19 protein-coding genes and 1 pseudogene are annotated in these 18316 nt (G+C 70.8%); 15 read left to right on the forward strand and 5 right to left on the reverse strand.

Going from position 1 to position 18316, the window contains the following annotated elements; translation table 11 throughout:
* Window positions 1-108: 108 nt before the first annotated feature.
* Window positions 109-1031 (reverse strand): annotated as a pseudogene (locus QFZ82_RS33615) (ABC transporter permease).
* Window positions 1032-1159: 128 nt separating this feature from the next.
* Here QFZ82_RS33615 and QFZ82_RS33620 point away from each other — a divergent pair.
* From QFZ82_RS33620 to QFZ82_RS33655, 8 genes are all read left to right on the forward strand, one after another.
* Window positions 1160-1804, forward strand: coding sequence for a TetR/AcrR family transcriptional regulator (locus QFZ82_RS33620; protein ID WP_307716709.1), 645 nt, complete (start codon window positions 1160-1162; stop codon window positions 1802-1804).
* A 127-nt stretch (window positions 1805-1931) separates the two neighbouring features.
* Window positions 1932-2234: an urease subunit gamma gene (locus QFZ82_RS33625; RefSeq protein WP_177152975.1), complete on the forward strand. Its 303-nt coding sequence runs from the start codon at window positions 1932-1934 to the stop codon at window positions 2232-2234.
* A gap of 12 nt (window positions 2235-2246) precedes the next feature.
* The gene (locus QFZ82_RS33630; RefSeq protein ID WP_307716710.1) at window positions 2247-2558 is read left to right on the forward strand and encodes an urease subunit beta; all 312 of its coding nucleotides are present in this window, start codon (window positions 2247-2249) and stop codon (window positions 2556-2558) included.
* Window positions 2551-4272, forward strand: a complete 1722-nt coding sequence (locus tag QFZ82_RS33635; RefSeq protein WP_307716711.1) for an urease subunit alpha — start codon at window positions 2551-2553, stop codon at window positions 4270-4272. Before QFZ82_RS33630 ends, QFZ82_RS33635 begins: the two co-directional genes overlap by 8 nt.
* A gap of 151 nt (window positions 4273-4423) precedes the next feature.
* Entirely contained in the window at window positions 4424-5086 is a 663-nt protein-coding gene (locus QFZ82_RS33640) for an urease accessory protein UreF (RefSeq protein ID WP_307716712.1), read from the forward strand.
* 26 nt (window positions 5087-5112) lie between these two features.
* Window positions 5113-5796 (forward strand): urease accessory protein UreG, encoded by a 684-nt coding sequence (gene ureG / locus QFZ82_RS33645; protein WP_177152971.1) that lies wholly within the window; start codon window positions 5113-5115, stop codon window positions 5794-5796.
* Window positions 5797-5805: 9 nt separating this feature from the next.
* Entirely contained in the window at window positions 5806-6555 is a 750-nt protein-coding gene (locus QFZ82_RS33650) for an urease accessory protein UreD (protein WP_307716713.1), read from the forward strand.
* 121 nt (window positions 6556-6676) lie between these two features.
* A complete protein-coding gene (locus QFZ82_RS33655; protein WP_307716714.1) occupies window positions 6677-8254 on the forward strand; it encodes an alpha/beta hydrolase in 1578 nt (525 codons plus the stop codon).
* Between the two features lie 64 nt (window positions 8255-8318).
* Here the strand turns inward: QFZ82_RS33655 and QFZ82_RS33660 are convergent, their stop codons facing one another.
* Both QFZ82_RS33660 and QFZ82_RS33665 read right to left on the reverse strand, forming a co-directional pair.
* Window positions 8319-9044, reverse strand: a complete 726-nt coding sequence (locus tag QFZ82_RS33660; protein WP_307716715.1) for a 1-acyl-sn-glycerol-3-phosphate acyltransferase — start codon at window positions 9042-9044, stop codon at window positions 8319-8321.
* Window positions 9045-9389: 345 nt separating this feature from the next.
* A complete protein-coding gene (locus QFZ82_RS33665; RefSeq protein ID WP_307716716.1) occupies window positions 9390-10205 on the reverse strand; it encodes a serine hydrolase in 816 nt (271 codons plus the stop codon).
* Between the two features lie 428 nt (window positions 10206-10633).
* Here QFZ82_RS33665 and QFZ82_RS33670 point away from each other — a divergent pair, with 428 nt between their 5' ends.
* The 7 genes from QFZ82_RS33670 to QFZ82_RS33700 all read left to right on the forward strand — a co-directional run bounded on the left by QFZ82_RS33670 (window position 10634) and on the right by QFZ82_RS33700 (window position 17022).
* Window positions 10634-11578, forward strand: a complete 945-nt coding sequence (locus QFZ82_RS33670; RefSeq protein WP_307716717.1) for a nucleoside hydrolase — start codon at window positions 10634-10636, stop codon at window positions 11576-11578.
* A 260-nt stretch (window positions 11579-11838) separates the two neighbouring features.
* Window positions 11839-13056: a hypothetical protein gene (locus tag QFZ82_RS33675; protein WP_307716718.1), complete on the forward strand. Its 1218-nt coding sequence runs from the start codon at window positions 11839-11841 to the stop codon at window positions 13054-13056.
* Window positions 13057-13218: 162 nt separating this feature from the next.
* Window positions 13219-13908 carry a class F sortase gene (locus QFZ82_RS33680; protein ID WP_307716719.1) on the forward strand — a complete coding sequence of 230 codons (690 nt, stop codon included), beginning with the start codon at window positions 13219-13221 and terminating at the stop codon, window positions 13906-13908.
* Window positions 13909-14032: 124 nt separating this feature from the next.
* Entirely contained in the window at window positions 14033-14395 is a 363-nt protein-coding gene (locus tag QFZ82_RS33685) for a hypothetical protein (RefSeq protein WP_307716720.1), read from the forward strand.
* 163 nt (window positions 14396-14558) lie between these two features.
* The gene (locus tag QFZ82_RS33690) at window positions 14559-15536 is read left to right on the forward strand and encodes a hypothetical protein (RefSeq protein WP_307716721.1); all 978 of its coding nucleotides are present in this window, start codon (window positions 14559-14561) and stop codon (window positions 15534-15536) included.
* A 109-nt stretch (window positions 15537-15645) separates the two neighbouring features.
* Window positions 15646-15996 (forward strand): PRC-barrel domain containing protein, encoded by a 351-nt coding sequence (locus QFZ82_RS33695; protein WP_177148161.1) that lies wholly within the window; start codon window positions 15646-15648, stop codon window positions 15994-15996.
* 606 nt (window positions 15997-16602) lie between these two features.
* Window positions 16603-17022, forward strand: coding sequence for an SSI family serine proteinase inhibitor (locus QFZ82_RS33700; protein ID WP_307716722.1), 420 nt, complete (start codon window positions 16603-16605; stop codon window positions 17020-17022).
* A 22-nt stretch (window positions 17023-17044) separates the two neighbouring features.
* Here QFZ82_RS33700 and QFZ82_RS33705 read toward each other — a convergent pair whose 3' ends face one another.
* The gene (locus QFZ82_RS33705) at window positions 17045-17203 is read right to left on the reverse strand and encodes a hypothetical protein (RefSeq protein WP_307716723.1); all 159 of its coding nucleotides are present in this window, start codon (window positions 17201-17203) and stop codon (window positions 17045-17047) included.
* A gap of 107 nt (window positions 17204-17310) precedes the next feature.
* Window positions 17311-18261 (reverse strand): cytochrome c oxidase assembly protein, encoded by a 951-nt coding sequence (locus QFZ82_RS33710; protein WP_307716724.1) that lies wholly within the window; start codon window positions 18259-18261, stop codon window positions 17311-17313.
* Between the last annotated feature and the right edge of the window lie 55 nt (window positions 18262-18316).

Genomic DNA, 18316 nt, shown 5'->3' on the forward strand with positions numbered 1-18316 from the left:
CCGACCGGTGCCAGGAGACCCGCATTGCACCGCGCAGGAAAGAGGCCGCGTGCCTCCCCGTCCGCTTCGGCGGACGGGGAGGCACGCGGCCGGTTCAGGGGGTGGCCGTCAGGCCGTCGGGGCCGGTGTGCGGCGGAGGCGGGGGGCGGCGACGACCGCGATCAGACCCAGGCCCGCCCACAGCGACAGCGTGAACAGGGCCGATCCGATCCCGTGCCCGTCGAAGTACGCCACCGAGCGCAGCAGCCACGCCCCCGCGCCCGGTGGAAGCCACTGTCCGATCACGCCGGCCGGGTCCGGGAGCAGTTCGGGCGCGCTCGACGCACCCGAGAACGGGTTGCCGATCAGGATCATCAGCAGCGCGCCCACACCGATGCCCGGTATCCCCAGCAGCGCCCCGAGCCCGGCAACGGACGCGCCGACGGCGAGGGCCGTCAGGCCCAGCGCCCCCGCCTCGGCCCACCAGTTGCCGTCCAGTACGCCCAGCCAGCTGTGCGCGATCCCGGCCGTCGTCACGCCGACCAGCAGCGCCGCACCTGTCAGCGCGGCGGCGCCGCGCATCCCGCGCAGACCGAGCACGGTGACCAGCGCCCCGGCCGCGACCCCGGCCAGCGCGAGGGGCAGCGCGCTCGCCGCGAGGGCGCTGCCGCGCGGGTCGCCGGAGGGGAGCGGGGCCAGGTCCGCCACCTGGACCCGCGCGCCGTCCGGCGCCGCCGCGGTCACGGCCTCCTCGAGCATCTGCGCCACGACGGGGCTCCCCGCGGGCGCGGTCAGCAGGGTCACGCCCTCGGGGGACGCGACGACCGCTCCGTATACGACCCGGTCCTCGACAGCGGCCCGGGCGGCCGCCTCGTCCTCGTACCGGTGCACCTCGAACGCGCCCGCGCGCTGCTCGAAGCCCCGGTCGCCGCGGCGGCGGGGCCGGCGACACCGACGGGGACGTCGCGGGGCGCTGTACGGGCCGCGGGCCATGCGAAGGCCCACAGGGCCACGGCGACCATGACCGGGATCAAGGCCGTCACCGCGACCATGCGGCGTGTGTGTGGCACTCATGAGAGGGCTCCCGTAAAGAGAAGGATCGTTCGTTTTGCTTTCATCGCCACTGTCGTCCCGGGGTCGTTCCTTGTCAAGAAGGAACGTTCGTTTTAGGTTGGTCGCCATGGCACGCGTATCCCAGGAACACCTCGATGCCCGTCGGCGGCAGATCCTCGACGGCGCCGCTCGCTGCTTCGCCCGCAACGGCTTCCACGCGACGTCGATGCAGGACATCCTCCGCGAGGCGGGCCTCTCGGCAGGCGCGGTCTACCGCTACTTCCGCAGCAAGGAGGAGCTGATCGAGGCCATCGCCGACGAGGCGTTCGGCGGTATCCGGGCCGCCTTCGACGACGCCGCCCGCACGACCCCGCCGCCCACGCCCGACGTGCTCCTCGGGCGGGTGCTGCGCAGGCTGCTGATCGACGAGGCGCCCGGCGGCGACGCGAGGGCTTTCGCCCGGCTCGTCGTCCAGGTGTGGACGGAGACCCTGCGCAACGAGACGCTGGCCGCCACGCTCGCCGAGGGATACGGCGGCATGCGCCTGGCGTGGGCCGAGCTCGTTGTCGCCTACCGCGCGGCCGGCCTGATGGAGAAGGAAGTGGACGCCGACCACGTCGCGCGCACGCTCATCGCGACCGCCCAGGGCTTCATCGCCCAGCAGGCGCTCTTCGGCGATGTGCGCGTCGAGGTGCTGGAGGAGGGGCTGCGCGCCCTGATGTCCATGCAGGATCCCCAGATCGGTCAACGGCAGGATCCCCGGGTCAGTTAACGCGCCGGAAAAACTTGCGTCCTAACGTTCACCCCCTGGTCGTGAGATGCCCGTGCCCAGGTCGACTCTGCGGTGGCCTGGGCCAGGGTCCACACGCCCCCGGGCCGGACGACAGTGAGGTGGACGCGTGCAACTCTCCCCGCACGAGCAGGAACGACTTCTCATCCACGTGGCCGCCGACGTGGCCGAGAAGCGCAGGGCGCGCGGGGTGAAGCTGAACCACCCCGAATCCGTCGCCCTCATCACCTCGCACATCCTCGAAGGCGCGCGTGACGGCCGCACCGTCGGCGAACTCATGGCATCGGGGCGCAAGGTGCTCACCCGCGCCGACGTCATGGAAGGCGTCCCCGAGATGATCCACGACGTCCAGGTCGAGGCCACCTTCCCGGACGGCACCAAGCTCGTCACCGTCCACGACCCGATCGTCTGAGGGGCGGAGCCGATGATTCCCGGAGAGATCCTCTTCGCCGACGAGCCCGTCGTGCTCAACGAAGGCCGCGAGACCACCCGCCTCACCGTCGTCAACGCCGCCGACCGGCCCGTCCAGGTCGGCTCCCACTACCACTTCGCCGAGGCCAACCCGGGCCTGGAGTTCGACCGGGCGGCCGCCCGCGGCAAGCGGCTCGCGATCGCGGCCGGCACCGCCGTACGGTTCGAGCCGGGCATCCCCGTCGACGTCGAACTCGTCCCGCTGGCCGGCCGCCGCATCGTCGCCGGACTGCGCGGGGAGACCGGAGGTCACCTCGATGGCTGAGCTGCACCGTGCCGTGTACGCGGATCTCTTCGGGCCCACCACCGGCGACCGCATCCGCCTCGCCGACACCGATCTGCTGGTCGAGATCGAGGACGACCGCTCCGGCGGCCCCGGCCGGGCGGGCGACGAGGCCGTGTTCGGCGGCGGCAAGGTGATCCGGGAGTCGATGGGCCAGTCCCGTGCGACACGGGCCGACGGAGCCCCCGACACCGTCGTCACCGGCGCCGTCGTCATCGACCACTGGGGCGTCGTCAAGGCCGACATCGGCATCCGGGACGGGCGTATCACCGGCATCGGCAAGGCCGGCAACCCCGACACCATGGACGGCGTCCACCCCGACCTCGTCATCGGGCCCGAGACCGAGATCATCTCGGGCAACGGGAAGATCCTGACGGCCGGGGCGGTCGACGCCCACGTCCACTTCATCTCGCCGACCCTCGTCGACCAGGCACTCGCCACCGGCGTGACGACCCTCGTCGGGGGCGGCACCGGACCGGCCGAGGGCACCAAGGCCACCACCATCACGCCCGGCTCCTGGCACCTCGCCCGGATGTTCGAGGCCCTGGACACGTACCCGGTCAACATCGGCCTGCTCGGCAAGGGCAACACGATGTCGCGCGAGGCCATGCACGCGCAGCTGCGCGGCGGAGCGCTCGGGTTCAAGATCCACGAGGACTGGGGCGCCACCCCTGCCGTCATCGACGCCTGCCTGACCGTGTGCGACGAGACCGGTGCCCAACTCGCCGTCCACACCGACACGTTGAACGAGGCCGGATTCGTCGGCGACACACTCGCCGCCATCGCCGGCCGCACGATCCACGCGTACCACACCGAGGGCGCGGGCGGCGGCCACGCGCCCGACATCATCACCGTGGTGTCCGAGCCGCACGTGCTGCCGAGCTCCACCAACCCGACCAGGCCGCACACCGTCAACACCATCGAGGAACACCTCGACATGCTGATGGTCTGCCACCACCTCAACCCCGCCGTGCCCGAGGATCTCGCCTTCGCCGAGTCCCGCATCCGGCCCTCCACCATCGCGGCCGAGGACGTCCTGCACGACCTCGGCGCCATCTCGATCGTCTCCTCCGACTCGCAGGCCATGGGCCGCATCGGCGAGGTGGTCATGCGCACCTGGCAGACCGCGCACGTGATGAAGAAGCGGCGCGGCGCACTGCCCGGCGACGGACGCGCCGACAACCACCGGGTCCGTCGCTATGTCGCCAAATACACGATCAACCCGGCGGTCGCGCAGGGACTCGCCCACGAGATCGGCTCGGTCGAGACCGGGAAACTGGCGGACCTGGTGCTGTGGGAGCCGGCGTTCTTCGGCGTGAAGCCCCAACTCGTCATCAAGGGCGGGCAGATCGCGTACGCGCAGATGGGCGACGCCAACGCCTCCATCCCCACCCCGCAGCCGGTCATGCCGCGGCCGATGTTCGGCGCGCTGGGGCGCGCGGCGGCGCACGGGTCGTTCAACTTCGTGGCCCGGGCGGCGATCGAGGACGACCTCCCGGAACGGCTGGGGCTGGCGAAGACGTTCGTACCCATCACGAGCACGCGGCGGATCACGAAGGCGGACATGCGGGAGAACGACGCACTGCCGCGGGTCGAGGTCGACGCGGACACGTTCACGGTGACGATCGACGGCGAGCCGGTCGAGCCCGCGCCCGCCACGGAACTGCCCATGGCGCAGCGGTACTTCCTGTTCTGATGCGCCCACCGAAGACACCACAGGTGCTGACCGCTGCGCCGCGTCCGGCTCCGACGGCCGCGCCCCCGAGCGCCGGGTTCGACGGGAGCCCGGTGCGGGGCTCGCGCCCCGGGCGCGGGATGGCCCGTTACGCAGCCATGGCGGGTGGCGCATGAGCCGCGCCGCGCTGCTCGTGCTGGCCGACGGGCGGTTCCCCGCAGGAGGGCATGCGCACTCCGGCGGTGCCGAGCCGGCCGTTCGGGAAGGGCGGATCCGGGACGCCGCAGGACTCGCGGACTTCTGCCGCGGGCGTCTGCACACCACCGGGCTCACCTCCGCCGCGCTCGCCGCCGCTGCCGCCCTCGGGCACGACCCCGCCGAGCTCGACCGCGCCGCCGACGCGCGTACGCCCTCACCCGCCCTGCGGGGCGCCGCCCGCAAGCTCGGGCGCCAGATGATGCGCGCCGCCCGCGCCGCCTGGCCGGGGCCCGAACTCGACGCGCTGGCCGCCGCGTTCCCCCGCGGGACGCACCAGCCCATCGTGCTCGGCACCGCCGCCCGCGCAGCCGGTCTCGGACCGTACGACGCCGCGCACTGCATCGTCTACGAGACCGTCAGCGGCCCGGCGACCGCCGCCGTACGGCTCCTCAGCCTCGACCCCTTCCAGGCCACGGCGGTCCTCGCCCGCCTCGCGCCCGAGATGGACGAGGTCGCCGCCCGGGCGGCCGGGGCCGCCCACGAAGGAGTGGACGCCCTTCCCGCCGCATCCGCCCCGCTGCTCGACATCACCGCCGAGCAGCACGCGACCTGGCCCGTACGCCTCTTCGCGTCCTAGACGCCCGCACCAAGGAGCCGCACCCCATGCATCTCGATCACAGCCATGACGAGGCCGGCGCATCCGCCGTCGGCGCCGACGCCGTGCGTCCCGACGGCACACGGCGGGCCCTGCGGATCGGGCTCGGCGGGCCGGTCGGCTCCGGCAAGACCGCCACCGTCGCCGCACTGTGCACCGCCCTGCGCGACCAGTTCTCCATCGCGGTCGTCACCAACGACATCTACACCCGCGAAGACGCCGAGTTCCTGCTGCGCAACGCCGTGCTGCCGCCCGAACGCATCCAGGCCGTCGAGACAGGAGCCTGCCCGCACACCGCGATCCGCGACGACATCTCCGCCAACCTCGAAGCGGTCGAGGACCTGGAGGACAGTGTCGGCCCGCTCGACCTGGTCCTCGTCGAGTCCGGCGGCGACAATCTCACCGCCACCTTCTCCAAAGGGCTCGTCGACGCCCAGATCTTCGTGATCGACGTCGCCGGGGGCGACGACATCCCGCGCAAGGGCGGTCCCGGCGTCACCACCGCCGACCTGCTCGTCGTCAACAAGACCGACCTCGCGCCGTACGTCGGCTCCGACCTCGCGCGCATGGCCCGCGACGCCAAGGAGCAGCGCGGCGAACTGCCCGTCGCGTTCACCTCGTTGCGCGAGGGCGACGGCGTCCGCCCGGTCGCCGACTGGGTGCGGGCGCGGCTGGCCGCCTGGACCGCCTGAGCGCGCCGGATGAGCATCGAGGCCAGAGCCCGCGTCGTCGCCGACCGTACCGGTCTGCCCGTCCTCGTCAGCGACGGGCCGCTCGCCCTGCGCCGTACCCGCGCCACCGGTCCGGGCAGCAAGGTCACCGTCGTCGGCGCGATGAGCGCGCCGCTCGGCGGGGACCGGCTCGCCATCGAGGCCGAGGTGCGCGAGGGGGCCCGCCTCACCGTGGACTCCGCCGCCGCGACCATCGCGCTGCCGGGGCCCACCGGCGAGCATGCCCGCTACGACGTGACCCTGAAGGCGGGGGAGGACTCTGTACTGCACTGGCTGCCCGAGCAGCTCGTCGCGGCCAGGGGGAGCATCCTGCACCAGCGCACCCGCGTCGAACTCGCGCCCGGAGCACGGCTGGTGCTGCGCGAGGAGCAGGTCCTCGGCCGCCACGGCGAGGAGCCGGGCACGCTCGTGACGCGCCTCACCGTCCACCGCTCCGGCCGCCTCCTGCTCGACACGGAGCTCGCCTGCGGTCCCGGCGCGCCCGGCGGCTGGGACGGCCCGGCCGTTCTCGCCGGGCACCGGGCGGTCGGCCAACTCCTCGTCGTGGACCCGGCATACGCCGACAAACCACGTGAACCGCTTCTGCTCGGACCGACCGCCGCACTCGCACCGCTGGCCGGACCCGCCGTTCTCGTCACGGCCGTTGCCGCCGACGCGCGCGCCCTGAGGCGGCTGCTCGACGACGGTCTGGCCGAGGCCGCCCCGGATCTGCACCGCTGAGCGGAAACCGTTCACCGGTTATTGGTTCGGTAAAGAACACCTGTGCGGACTGTCCCCGCTGCCCTGTTGGCGAAAGGATCCCCCGGAGCTTACGACTACAGCAGCAGGGGGAGGTTTCCACGTGAGACGCACAGCAGTGCTCGGCTCGGCCGGCACTCTGATAGCGGGCACGCTCATGGCCGGTGCCATCGCGGCACCGGCGGCGAACGCCGACAACCGTGACCACGGTTGGTCCGAGGCCCGCGGCGCGCGGATCGCCGCGGAGCGGGCAGCGGAGCGAGGAATCGACTGGGCGGACTGTCCCGAGGACTGGGGGCTCGCCAAGCCCATCCAGTGCGGATGGGTGACCGTACCCCTCGACTACAGCCGGCCCGACGGCCGGCAGATCAGGCTGGCCGTCGACCGTATCGGCAGCACCGGCGCCAAGGACGAGCGCCAGGGCGCACTCGTCTACAACCCGGGCGGCCCCGGCGGCTCGGGCATGCGCTTCCCGGTCCGCGTCACCGGCAAGAACCCGCTGTGGGCCAAGACCGCGAAGGCGTACGACTTCGTCGGCTTCGACCCGCGCGGCGTCGGCCACTCCACGCCCATCTCGTGCGTCGACCCGCAGGAGTTCGTCAAGGCGCCCAAGCCCGACCCGGTGCCCGACGGCGAGGCCGACAAGCTCGCCCAGCGCAAGCTCGCCGCCGAGTACGCGGACGGCTGCGCCGAGCGCAGCGGCTGGATGCTGCCGCACATGACCACGCCGAACACCGCGCGCGACCTGGACGTCATCCGGGCCGCACTCGGTGAGAAGAAGCTCAACTACCTCGGCGTCTCCTACGGCACCTACCTCGGCGCGGTGTACGCGACCCTGTTCCCCGGCCACGTCCGCCGGATGGTCGTCGACAGCGTCGTCAACCCGTCCCGGGAGAAGATCTGGTACCAGGCCAACCTGGACCAGGACGTCGCGTTCCAGACGCGCTGGGACGACTGGAAGGCCTGGGTCGCGAAGAACGACGCCGCCTTCCACATCGGCGACACCCCCGAGAAGGTCGAGGCCCAGTGGGTGAAGCTGCGGGCCGCCGCGAAGGAGAACCCGATCGGCGGGGTCGTCGGCCCGGCCGAACTCATCGGCCTCTTCCAGAGCGCCCCGTACTACGACTCCGCCTGGATGCCCGTCGCCCGCACGTGGAGCAAGTACCTCGCCGGTGACACCCAGGCACTGGTCGACGCCGCCGCGCCCGACCTGTCGGACACCGCGGGCAACATCAGATCGGAGAACGGCAACGCGGTCTACACCGCCGTGGAGTGCGCGGACGCCAAGTGGCCCACCAGCTGGAAGAAGTGGGACCGCGACAACACCCGGCTCCACCGGGACCACCCCTTCATGACGTGGGCCAACGCCTGGATGAACCTGCCGTGCGCGACCTGGTCCGTCAAGCAGCAGACCCCGGTCGAGGTGCGTACCCGCAAGGGCCTGCCGCCCGTGCTCATCGTGCAGGCCACCCGTGACGCCGCGACCCCCTTCGAAGGCGCCGTCGAGCTGCACGAGCGGCTCAAGGGCTCGCGTCTGATCGTCGAGAAGGACGCCGGGTCCCACGGTGTGACCAGCCTGGTCAACCCGTGCGTCAACAACCGGGTCGACGCGTACCTGCTCAGCGGCGAGCTGGACAGCAGCGACGTGACGTGCGAGCCGCACGCCACGCCGAAGCCGTAAGGACACGGACGAACGGGAGGGGCGGCAGGACACCGGCCGCCCCTCCCGCCGTGCACGGCCCGGCCTAACACTTGCGCCGCGCCGGGAACCGTTTCAGCCGCGGCTGCTCCTGCTCCTGCTGCTCCGCCTTGACCTCGGCCGCGTACCGGTCCACGTACTCCTGGCCGGACAGTTCGAGGATGGCGTACATGATCTCGTCGGTGACCGCCCGGATCACCGCCTTCTCGTTCTCCATGCCCGCGTACCGCGAGAAGTCCAGCGGCTCGCCGAACCGGACCGTGACCCGCTTGATCTTCGGGAGCACCTGACCCGGAGGCTGGATCTCGAACGTGCCCACCATCGCGCACGGCACCACCGGTACACCGGCCTTGAGCGCCATGACCGCGACACCCACCTTGCCCTTGTAGAGCCTGCCGTCGTGCGAACGGGTGCCCTCCGGGTAGATGCCCAGCAACTCATCCTTGCTCAACACCCCGAGGCCCTCACGGATGGCCGCCTGCCCGGCCTCCTTGCCGGAGCGGTCCACTGGGATCTGGCCGGCGCTGCGGAAGAACGCGGCGGTCAGCCGGCCCTTGAGGCCCGGCCCGGTGAAGTACTCCGCCTTCGCCAGGAAGGTGATGCGCCGCTTGAGGATCGCCGGCATCAGGAAGTGGTCGGAGAACGACAGATGGTTCCCGGCGACGATCGCCGCACCCTCGGCGGGGATGTGCTCCAGTCCCTCGATCCTGGGGCGGAACAGCAGCCGCAGCAGCGGCCCCAGAAGGACGTACTTGAGCACGTAGTAGAACACGGTGGCTCTCTCCCATCTCGGCGCGTCCGCGGCGATCGATCGTAGCCCGACCAGGTCGGGAGGCTCACCGGCTCTGCATCAGGTGCTCATGGTGAGCCTGACGCACAGGCATGTCGCGTACCGCCCCTTCCTGTCCGGGTGTCTGCCGGCACGTCTGACGAAGGGTCGGGAACCCCTTCAGGGGAATGCTCTTCCACTTCCCCCGAATTGGCCAGGGACGTGGAGCAATGGCCATCAGTCCTCTCTACGGGCGGGGAACAAGGACGCCAGGGCGCCGAGCGTGGAGCTTCAGCGCCCCTCGGCGGTTCACACACGTCGAGCCGCGACGCCGAGGCGCCCGCTGCCTCACCGGCCGGGGTACAGGTTCCGGTGGACGGCCTTCGCCACGCCCTCGATCGTTTCCATGCCGTAGGCCCACCCCGCATCCGGGTCCTGGTCCTCGGGGACCCGGTTGTTCTCGGTGAGGACCACCAGACCGTAGTCGTAGGCCCGCCCGGTGAGCGCGCTCATGCTGTTGACCTTCCAGTCCCCGCGGTCCCGGGGGTCCTTGAGGTTCTTGTCGGAACGCTGAAGCCATCCGTTCTTGACCTGGACGGCAGCGTCCGCGGGCGCCCCGGCGGGCGCTCCCCAGCGCTGATCCTCCTGCACATCGTGCATGAGCCCGAGGATGTAGGCGCGCTCTTCCGTGCCGAGGACCGCATCGTCCTCGCCGGTGAGCAGTTCGAGCAGGGTGGCCTGGTCCCGGGCGGTGACCTGCGTCAGGCCCATGAAACCGGCTTCGTCGATGATGGTGTTCGTCATTCCGGCGGCGTCCAGAAAATCCTGGATGTTGTCGGGGCCCACGAGGTCCCACAGCACATACGTCGATGCGTTGTCCGAATGCACAATCATTTTCCTGGCGAGATCCTGCTCCTCTGCGGACAATTCCCCGCCCGTGGCGTGAAGCAGCGCTCCCAGGACGATCGGTTTGACAATGCTCGCCGAGTCGTAGTGTTCGTCGGCGCGGTACATGCAGGAAGTGCGCGTGGTCCGGTCGTACAGCACTATCGAGACCCGGCTGTCGCGACTGGCCAGGGATCGGGTTATGTCCCGGGTCAGGGCCTGGGCGAGCCGGGGTTTCGCGGAAGCGCATTGGATGGGCTCGCCCTCGAGCCGTTGCACGGCGGTTCCCGCATTCCCCGTCCCGCGAGAGGCTGCGGGAGCGTGTGCCGGTGGCGAGGCCGGAACGGAAGGAACAGCCGAAGCCGGACGGGGGGCGGAATTCTGGGAAGGGGCCGAAGCGGCTATGGCGAAGGCAAGGGCGGCCGCGACGGAAATCGTTCCCGAGGTCACCTTCGACGTCGTCTCACTGAACATCAGCCCGTTGCCCTTTCGGTGTCGGCCCGCCTCCGCGAATGTGGCAAGCGTCGATACGGCGCCGTCCGGCGCCCGCGAATGCGACGCTACAAGCGGGTAATCCGCCTGGCCTGTTCTGTCGGCCGATAGGCCTAGGCGGGCAGGTGCCGGTATGTCCCGGACGGGGGAGCACGGGAAGCGCGGCGCGTGAGGAGAGACTGAGGACGTCCACGCCCCGCGAGCCGAGGAGAGCCGTGTCCGTCCCCCTCATGATCGACTGCGACCCCGGGCACGACGACGCCATCGCCCTCATGCTGGCCGCGGCCGACCCGGCCGTCGACCTCCTCGCCGTCACCACCGTCGCCGGCAACCAGACCGTCGAGAAGACCACGCTGAACGCCCGCAGGGTCTTCACCGTCGCCGGCATCACCGGCGTCCCCCTCGCGGCCGGCTGCGCCAGACCCCTGGTGCAGCCCCTGGCGGTCGCGGACGACGTGCACGGCGCCTCCGGACTGGACGGCCCGCGGTTCCCCGCCCCGGCCGTGGACGTCGTTCCGGAGCACGCCGTGGAGCTGATGCACCGCGTCCTGACGGGGCATCCGGAACCGGTCACCCTCGTCCCCACCGGGCCCCTGACCAATGTGGCGCTGCTGCTCACCCGATACCCGGACGTCACCGCACACATCCGCGAGATCGTGTTCATGGGCGGCTCCACCGAGCGCGGCAACCGGACACCCGCCGCCGAGTTCAACGTCCACGTGGACCCGGAGGCCGCCGACATCGTCCTCACCAGCGGCGTGCCGGTCACCATGTGCGGGCTGAACGTGACCCACCAGGCCCTGGCCACCCCCGCCGTACTGGCCCGCCTGGAGGCCCTGGACACCGAACTCGCACGGACCTGCGTCGAGTTGCTGACCTATTTCGCGTCCACGTACCGGCGGCTGTGGGGCTTCCCCGCGCCGCCGGTGCACGACCCCGTGGCCGTGGCCCGCGTCATCGACCCCGCGACGGTGCGCTGTGTGGACGCGCATGTGGCCGTCGAGCTGTGCGGGCGGTACACGCGGGGAGCGACCGTGGTGGACCTGCACCGCTACACCGGCCGGCCCGTGAACGCGCAGGTGGCGGTCGGTCTGGACGCCGACAGGTTCTGGGACCGGGTCATCGCCGCGGTGGACGCTCTGGGGCGGCGCGCGACGTGAGGGAAGCCGCGGGGGAAGCGGCCGGGACGCCGGCATTTCAGCCGTGACGCCAGGCCAAACCTGGCTTCGGCGTGGCGTGCAGTCCCCCGGGTGAATATCGCACCGAGGGTCACTCTTCGGGCCCATGATGTCGCCCGGATGCCAGGCTCTCCAGTGGTGGCCGACCGCGAATGGGCTGACGGTGAATCACGTCGCCACTGCGATGAGGCGAGCCGACGACGTGTCGGCCCTCGCAGTCGCGGCGAAAGGAAAGGCTCACCATGCGCTCTGCCCGCATCCTGCTCGCCTCGGCCGTTGCCACGGCGGCCCTCGCGATCTCCGGTCCGGCCTATGCCGTGATCACCGCCGACGACTGGGATGACTCCTCCTCCTCGAGCAGCGAGAAGAAGGACGACTATTCGTCGGACAGCGACAAGAAGGACGAGTACTCCGACAAGAAGGACGATTACTCGGACAAGAAGGACGACCACTCGTCCGAGAAGAAGTGGGACAAGAAGGACCACGACAAGAAGGACCACGACAAGAAGGACTACGACAAGAAGGACTACGACAAGAAGGACTACGACAAGCCGCACGGCGGCGTGCACACCGGTGGCGGTGCGCTGGCGCGTGTGGCTGCCGACGAGGACGAGGACAAGGACGACTACTCGTCGGACAGCGACAAGAAGGACGAGTACTCCGACAAGAAGGACGATTACTCGGACAAGAAGGACGACCACTCGGACAAGAAGGACGACTACTCGTCCGAGAAGAAGTGGGACAAGAAGGACCACGACAAGAAGGACTACGACAAGAAGGACTACGACAAGCCGCACGGCGGCGTGCACACCGGTGGCGGTGCGCTGGCGCGTGTGGCTGCCGACGAGGACGAGGACAAGGACGACTACTCGTCGGACAGCGACAAGGACGACTCGGACAGCGACAAGAAGGACGAGTACTCCGACAAGAAGGACGATTACTCGGACAAGAAGGACGACCACTCCGACAAGAAGGACGACTACTCGTCCGAGAAGAAGTGGGACAAGAAGGACTACGACAAGAAGGACCACGACAAGAAGGACCACGACAAGAAGGACTACGACAAGAAGGACTACGACAAGAAGGACTACGACAAGCCGCACGGCGGCGTGCACACCGGTGGCGGTGCGCTGAACCGTATGAACGCGGACGACTGGAACAAGGACGACTCGGACAGCGACAAGAAGGACGAGTACTCCGACAAGAAGGACGATTACTCGGACAAGAAGGACGACCACTCGGACAAGAAGGACGACTACTCGTCCGAGAAGAAGTGGGACAAGAAGGACTACGACAAGAAGGACCACGACAAGCCGCACGGTGGCGTGCACACCGGTGGCGGTGGCACGGCCATCTCCGGTAGCGGCCTTGCCGCCGGTTCGGTCCTGCTGCTCGGCGGCCTCGGTGCCGGTGCGTACATGCTGCGCCGCCGTGGCGCGAACGGCTCCGCCGCGGCCTGACGCCCCCCGGGCCGTACCCGGCCCACGCCCGTCGCGGCCGCCGCCCCCAGGGACGGCGGCCGCGACGTCGCCGCTTCCGAGCCCGGTCGGCGGCCGCGCACCCATCAGCGCCCCGCCCGGCCCTCACCACGTCGTCACGGCAGTGAAAGGTAACGAACCCGCATGTCCGCGCAGCCTCCCCTCGTGCAGTCGCAGACCGAATCCGCCCCCCGTTCCCTCGGACGCGCCTTGCTCTGGCCTGCCGCGGCCGTCGCTCTGGGTTTCCTGCTGGTCTTCAACTCCTTCGGCACCTCCACGGACGCCAAGCCCCCTGCTCAGCCCGTGGTCTCGGCACCCGTCGTTGTCCAGTCACCGTCCGCCAAGGCCGAGGAAAAGGGCCTTGAGCTGCCACCCGCCGAACCGAAACGGCTGAAGATCGCGGAGATCGCCGTCGATGCCCCCTTCACGGGCCTGTCCCTCGAGGCGTCGGGCCAGTTGGAGGCGCCGCCGGCGAACAACAGCAATCTGGTCGGCTGGTACCAGGAGGGCGTGATGCCCGGTGAACGCGGCACGGCGATCGTCGCCGGCCATTTCGACACCAAGACGGGCCCCGCCGTCTTCATGCAGCTCAGCGAGCTCAAGCGGGGGAGCAAGATCGACATCAGCCGCGAGGACGGCTCGGTCGCCACCTTCGTCGTCGACTCCGTCGAGGCCTTCAGCAAGGCGGAGTTCCCCAACAAGCGCGTGTACGCCGACACCCCTGACGCACAGGTGCGGCTGATCACCTGCGCGGGCGAGTACGACAAGAAGGCGCAGGACTACACCGAGAACCTGGTGGTCTTCGCGCACCTGGAGGCGGTGAAACGGCCGTGACGGCGTCCGGGCCCGGGCGCGCCGCACAGCCGAGTGAGTGCGCAGATGGCGCATTGTCCTAGCGGTTCCGGGCACCTTCGATACGGCGGAAGCCGTGAAACCGCCGAGCGGACGGAGGCTCGTGATGCTGCACCACACGATCGAGCGCGGAGTTCTGGTCGTCACGCTTCACGACGACGTGTGCCTCGGTAATCGCGTCGCTGCGGCGCACGGCATCGCGTCCCTCGTCAAGGCCCATATGCCGGCCCCTGTGGTGATCGTGCTAGCGGCCTCCGCGGTGAGCGCCGCCGCGCTCGGCACGGTGTTGCGTGCCCACCTCCTGTGCAGTCGGCTGCAGGTGCTGATGGCGGTCGTGACGCCGAGCGCGCCCGCCCGCCGTGTGCTCGAGGCGAACGCCGACGTCGGCGGCACCCGCCTTGTCGTGTTCGCGCGCAGCGGCCAGGCGATCGACGCTCTGGCCGGGTTCGGTCCCGTCTGGGCGGCCTGAGCTCCGCGCCGTGCCGCGGCCCCCACGCCTGCGGGCGTGGGGGCCGCGCCGCATACCGGGCACCCGTATCGCGAGAAGCCCCGAACCGGGTTGACTTTATACCCCCCAGGGGTATGTTGAGGGCGTGTGGTCGCGGAGGGCGGCCCCGATCGAGGAGTGGGTCATGAACACGGGCGTCAGGATCACCGCCTTCGCGGCGGCACTCGCCGCGGCCTTCGGCACCGCCTATGCCGTGGGCCAGGGCATGGGCCCCGTGGTGGCCGAGGCGGAGCCGGCGCGGCACGGCGGTCACACGGACGAGGGTCAGGGCGAGGCGCGCGGGGGCCACGACGGTCACGAGGGCGAGAGTGGAGGGACACCATCCGCTCCGGGCGGCCTCCAGGTGTCCGAGGCGGGCCTAAGGCTGGACCTCGAGACGCAGCGCGTGGAGGCGGGCAGGAACACCGAACTGCGCTTCGCCGTGGTGGACGAAAAGAAGGACCGCCACGTGACCGCGTTCCGCCGTGAGCACGGCAAGGAGCTCCATCTGATCGTCGCGTCGCGCGATCTGACGACGTATCGGCACCTGCACCCGGTGCGAGCGGCCGACGGTACCTGGTCCGTACCGGTCCGGCTCCCCGAGGCCGGCGGCTACCGCGTCTTCGCCGACTTCACCCCGGACATCAAGGGCGCCCGCGGCCTCACGCTCGGCGCCGACCTCGCCGTGTCCGGCCCCGCCGACCCCGATCCGCTGCCCGCGCCGAGCGCCACCGCCACCGTCGACGGCTACGAGGTGACCCTCACCGGCGGCCTCCGCCCCGGCACAGGCAGCGAACTGCTCTTCGGCGTCGCCAAGGACGGCGAGCCGGTCACCGACCTGCAGCCCTACCTCGGCGCCTACGGGCACCTCGTGGCCCTGCGCTCGGGAGACCTCGCCTACTTGCACGTCCACCCGAACGGCGAGCCCGGCGACGGCGCCACGAAGCCCGGGCCGGAGATCTCCTTCACCGCCACCGCGCCGAGCAAGGGCGCCTACCGCCTCTTCCTCGACTTCCGGCACGAGGGCAAGGTCCGCACCGCAGCCTTCACGGTCCACGCCGGGGGCCCCGCCGCCGAGCGGACACCCGCGGGCGGTGACGAGGAGCCCGGCCACCGGCACTGACCCGGCCACCGTCACTGACCCGGTCGGCGGACGGCGCCGTGTGAGCGTGCCGTACCCGGGGTACCCGCGCCGGTGGACGGGGACTGTCGGGCCAGGTGAGGAGGCCGAGATGGGTGCTGACATCTGGGGCTACCCGGAGACAGCCGCGTACGTGCCGGGAGCGGAGCTCGTGGGGTTCTCGGTCGAGGCGACCGACGGCTCGATCGGCAAGGTCGACAAGCACACCGAGGAGGTGGGCAGGTCGTACCTCGTCGTGGACACCGGGCCGTGGATCCTCGGTCGCCGTGTGCTGGTCCCCGCGGGCGTCGTCTCGCGCATCGACACCGCCGACCAGGTCGTCCACCTGTCCTGCACCAAGGCCGAGGTGAAGGACTCGCCGCCGTTCGAGAGCGGCCGGCACGAGGAGGACCTGAGCTACCTCCAGCTCATCGAGCACTACTACGCCAACCGCCATATGTGACGGGCGACCGGTCCGCCGTGCGCGACGACGGTCGTGCTCAGCACGACCGTCGTCGCGCACAGCGCGGTCGGACACACTCTGCGCTGCATGAACCATTCCTTCCCAGGTGAGCCGGGGGTGGAGGCGGCGCGGTCACGACGGTACGCGCGCGCGCCGTGTCAGGGGATGAACAGGCCGTCGGGCCAAGGCAGTCGGGGCGCCGGTGAGGGAAGCCGCCCTCGTGGCGGTCGTTGCGGACGCGCACTTCCTGAGTCCCGCGTACCGGTGAGGCGCGGCGGAGCAGGGGGCGGCGGGCGGACGCCGTCCATCATCGCGATCCGGGGCGGCGCGACAGCGGTGGCGCGCGCGAACGGCAGGGCGGCGTCGAAGTACGACAATGCGCCCAAGACGGTTCGCGAGGTCCGCCGGAGGCATACGGGTCGCTCCGGCCAGGGGAAGGGGAACGGCCGAAGGGGCGGCCCGGCGGAGCCGTCCGGGCCAATCCGGTGTACCCCTCCGCGCTACGGCCCGGCGTGGCGCGTTGCGGCGGGCCCGGCGGAAGGGTGCTCTATGGCTCGCCCGAACCCGTACCGGCCGCGTGCCGGCTTCCCCGTCAGGAGGCACCGGATGCACCGCACCGCAGCCCTCGCCGCAGCGGCCCTTCTCGCCGTCGCGGCAGCCGTCCCCTCGGCCCTCCCCGCCGCGGCGTCCCAGGCGCCGGAGCGGGTGGACAAGCCGGTCCCGCGCCATGGACTGTTCCTCACCGTCTCGGGCGCGGAGAACACCTGGATCCGCGGTGTGCTGCTGCACTGCAGCCCCGTGCCGAGCGGCCCGCACCCCGACGCCGTCGGCGCCTGCGCCGCCCTCGACGCGGCCGGCGGCGACCTTGACAGCCTGCCGGGCGAGCCGCACCCGTGCACGAAGCAGTACGACCCGGTCACGGTGAGCGCCACCGGAGCCTGGCGCGGCCGGCCGACCGCCTGGCACAAGACCTTCTCGAACGCGTGCGAACTGGCCGCCGCGACCGGGGCCGTCTTCCGCTTCTGACGCCCTCGGCCGGCGCCCGGCCTCAGGTGCTCCGCGAGGCGACCACGCCGAGGGTCACCAGGCCGAGCACCACCCACCCGAACCACAGCCAGCCGTTGCTGCCGAGTGCCGCCGTGTACGCCGTCACGGCCACGAGGGACCCGACGGTCAGCACTCCCATGACCTTCGTCGAACCGGACATGCGCGCGCCCTCCTTCGACGGCGGGAACCGTCGGGACCATGGTCGCGCGTAAGGAGGGCCCCGCGCCAGCGGCCTGCGGAAACCGGCCGGGGGCTACCGGCGGCGCGTCACCGGCCGCGGGCCTGGAGCGAGGCGAGATACGCGTTGTACGCCTCCAGCTCCTTGTCACCGTCCCGGTCCGCCGCCCGGTCGCGGCGCTTGGCCTGCCGCTGGTCGGAGCGGTACCACTGGAAGACCAGCGCGATGAGCACCAGCACGGAGGGGATCTCGCTGAACGCCCAGGCGATGCCGCCCGCCGCGTTCTGGTCCGCCAGCGCGTCGATGCCCAGGGACGCGGGCGGATTCTCGTACGCCTCGACCATCGGCGCGGTCGCCATCATCAGCGCGATCCCGAAGAACGCGTGGAACGGCATGCCCGCGAACAGCTCCAGCATCCGCATCACGTAGCCCGGCCGGTGGGGGCCCGGGTCCACGCCCATGATCGGCCAGAAGAACACGAGGCCCACCGCGAGGAAGTGCAGCATCATCGCGATGTGGCCGGGCTTCGACTCCATCAGGAAGTCGAACAGCGGCGTGAAGTACAGCCCGTACAGGCTCGCGATGAACAGTGGGATCGTGAAGGCCGGGTGGGTGACGACCCGCATGTACCGGCTGTGCAGCAGCATCAGGAGCAGCTCGCGGGGACCCTTGCGGCCTCGGCCCGCGACGGGCAGCGCCCGCAGCGCGAGCGTGATCGGTGCGCCGAGAAGGATCACGATCGGCGACAGCATGCTGATGACCATGTGCTGCACCATGTGCACGCTGAACATGACCATGCCGTAGTCGTTCAGCTTGGTGCACATCACCAGCGCGACACTGAGCACGCCGACGGTGAACCAGACCGTACGGCTCACCGGCCAGGCGTCCCCTCGTGCCCGAAGCCGGGCGACGCCCCACCCGTACAGGCCGAGCGCCAGCAGGCAGCCGACCAGGAAGAAGGGGTCCGGTGAGAACTCCAGGCCCCGCCCCAGCGTGAACGGCGGCAGATCCATGGTCATGCCGTGCCCGCTGTGATCCATCTGTGTGCTCCCGGGCTCCCGATTCGTGCCTGTTGTCCGGACCAGACTAGATGTG

This window comes from Streptomyces sp. V4I23 (genome assembly GCF_030817975.1).
Classification (GTDB): Bacteria; Actinomycetota; Actinomycetes; order Streptomycetales; family Streptomycetaceae; genus Streptomyces.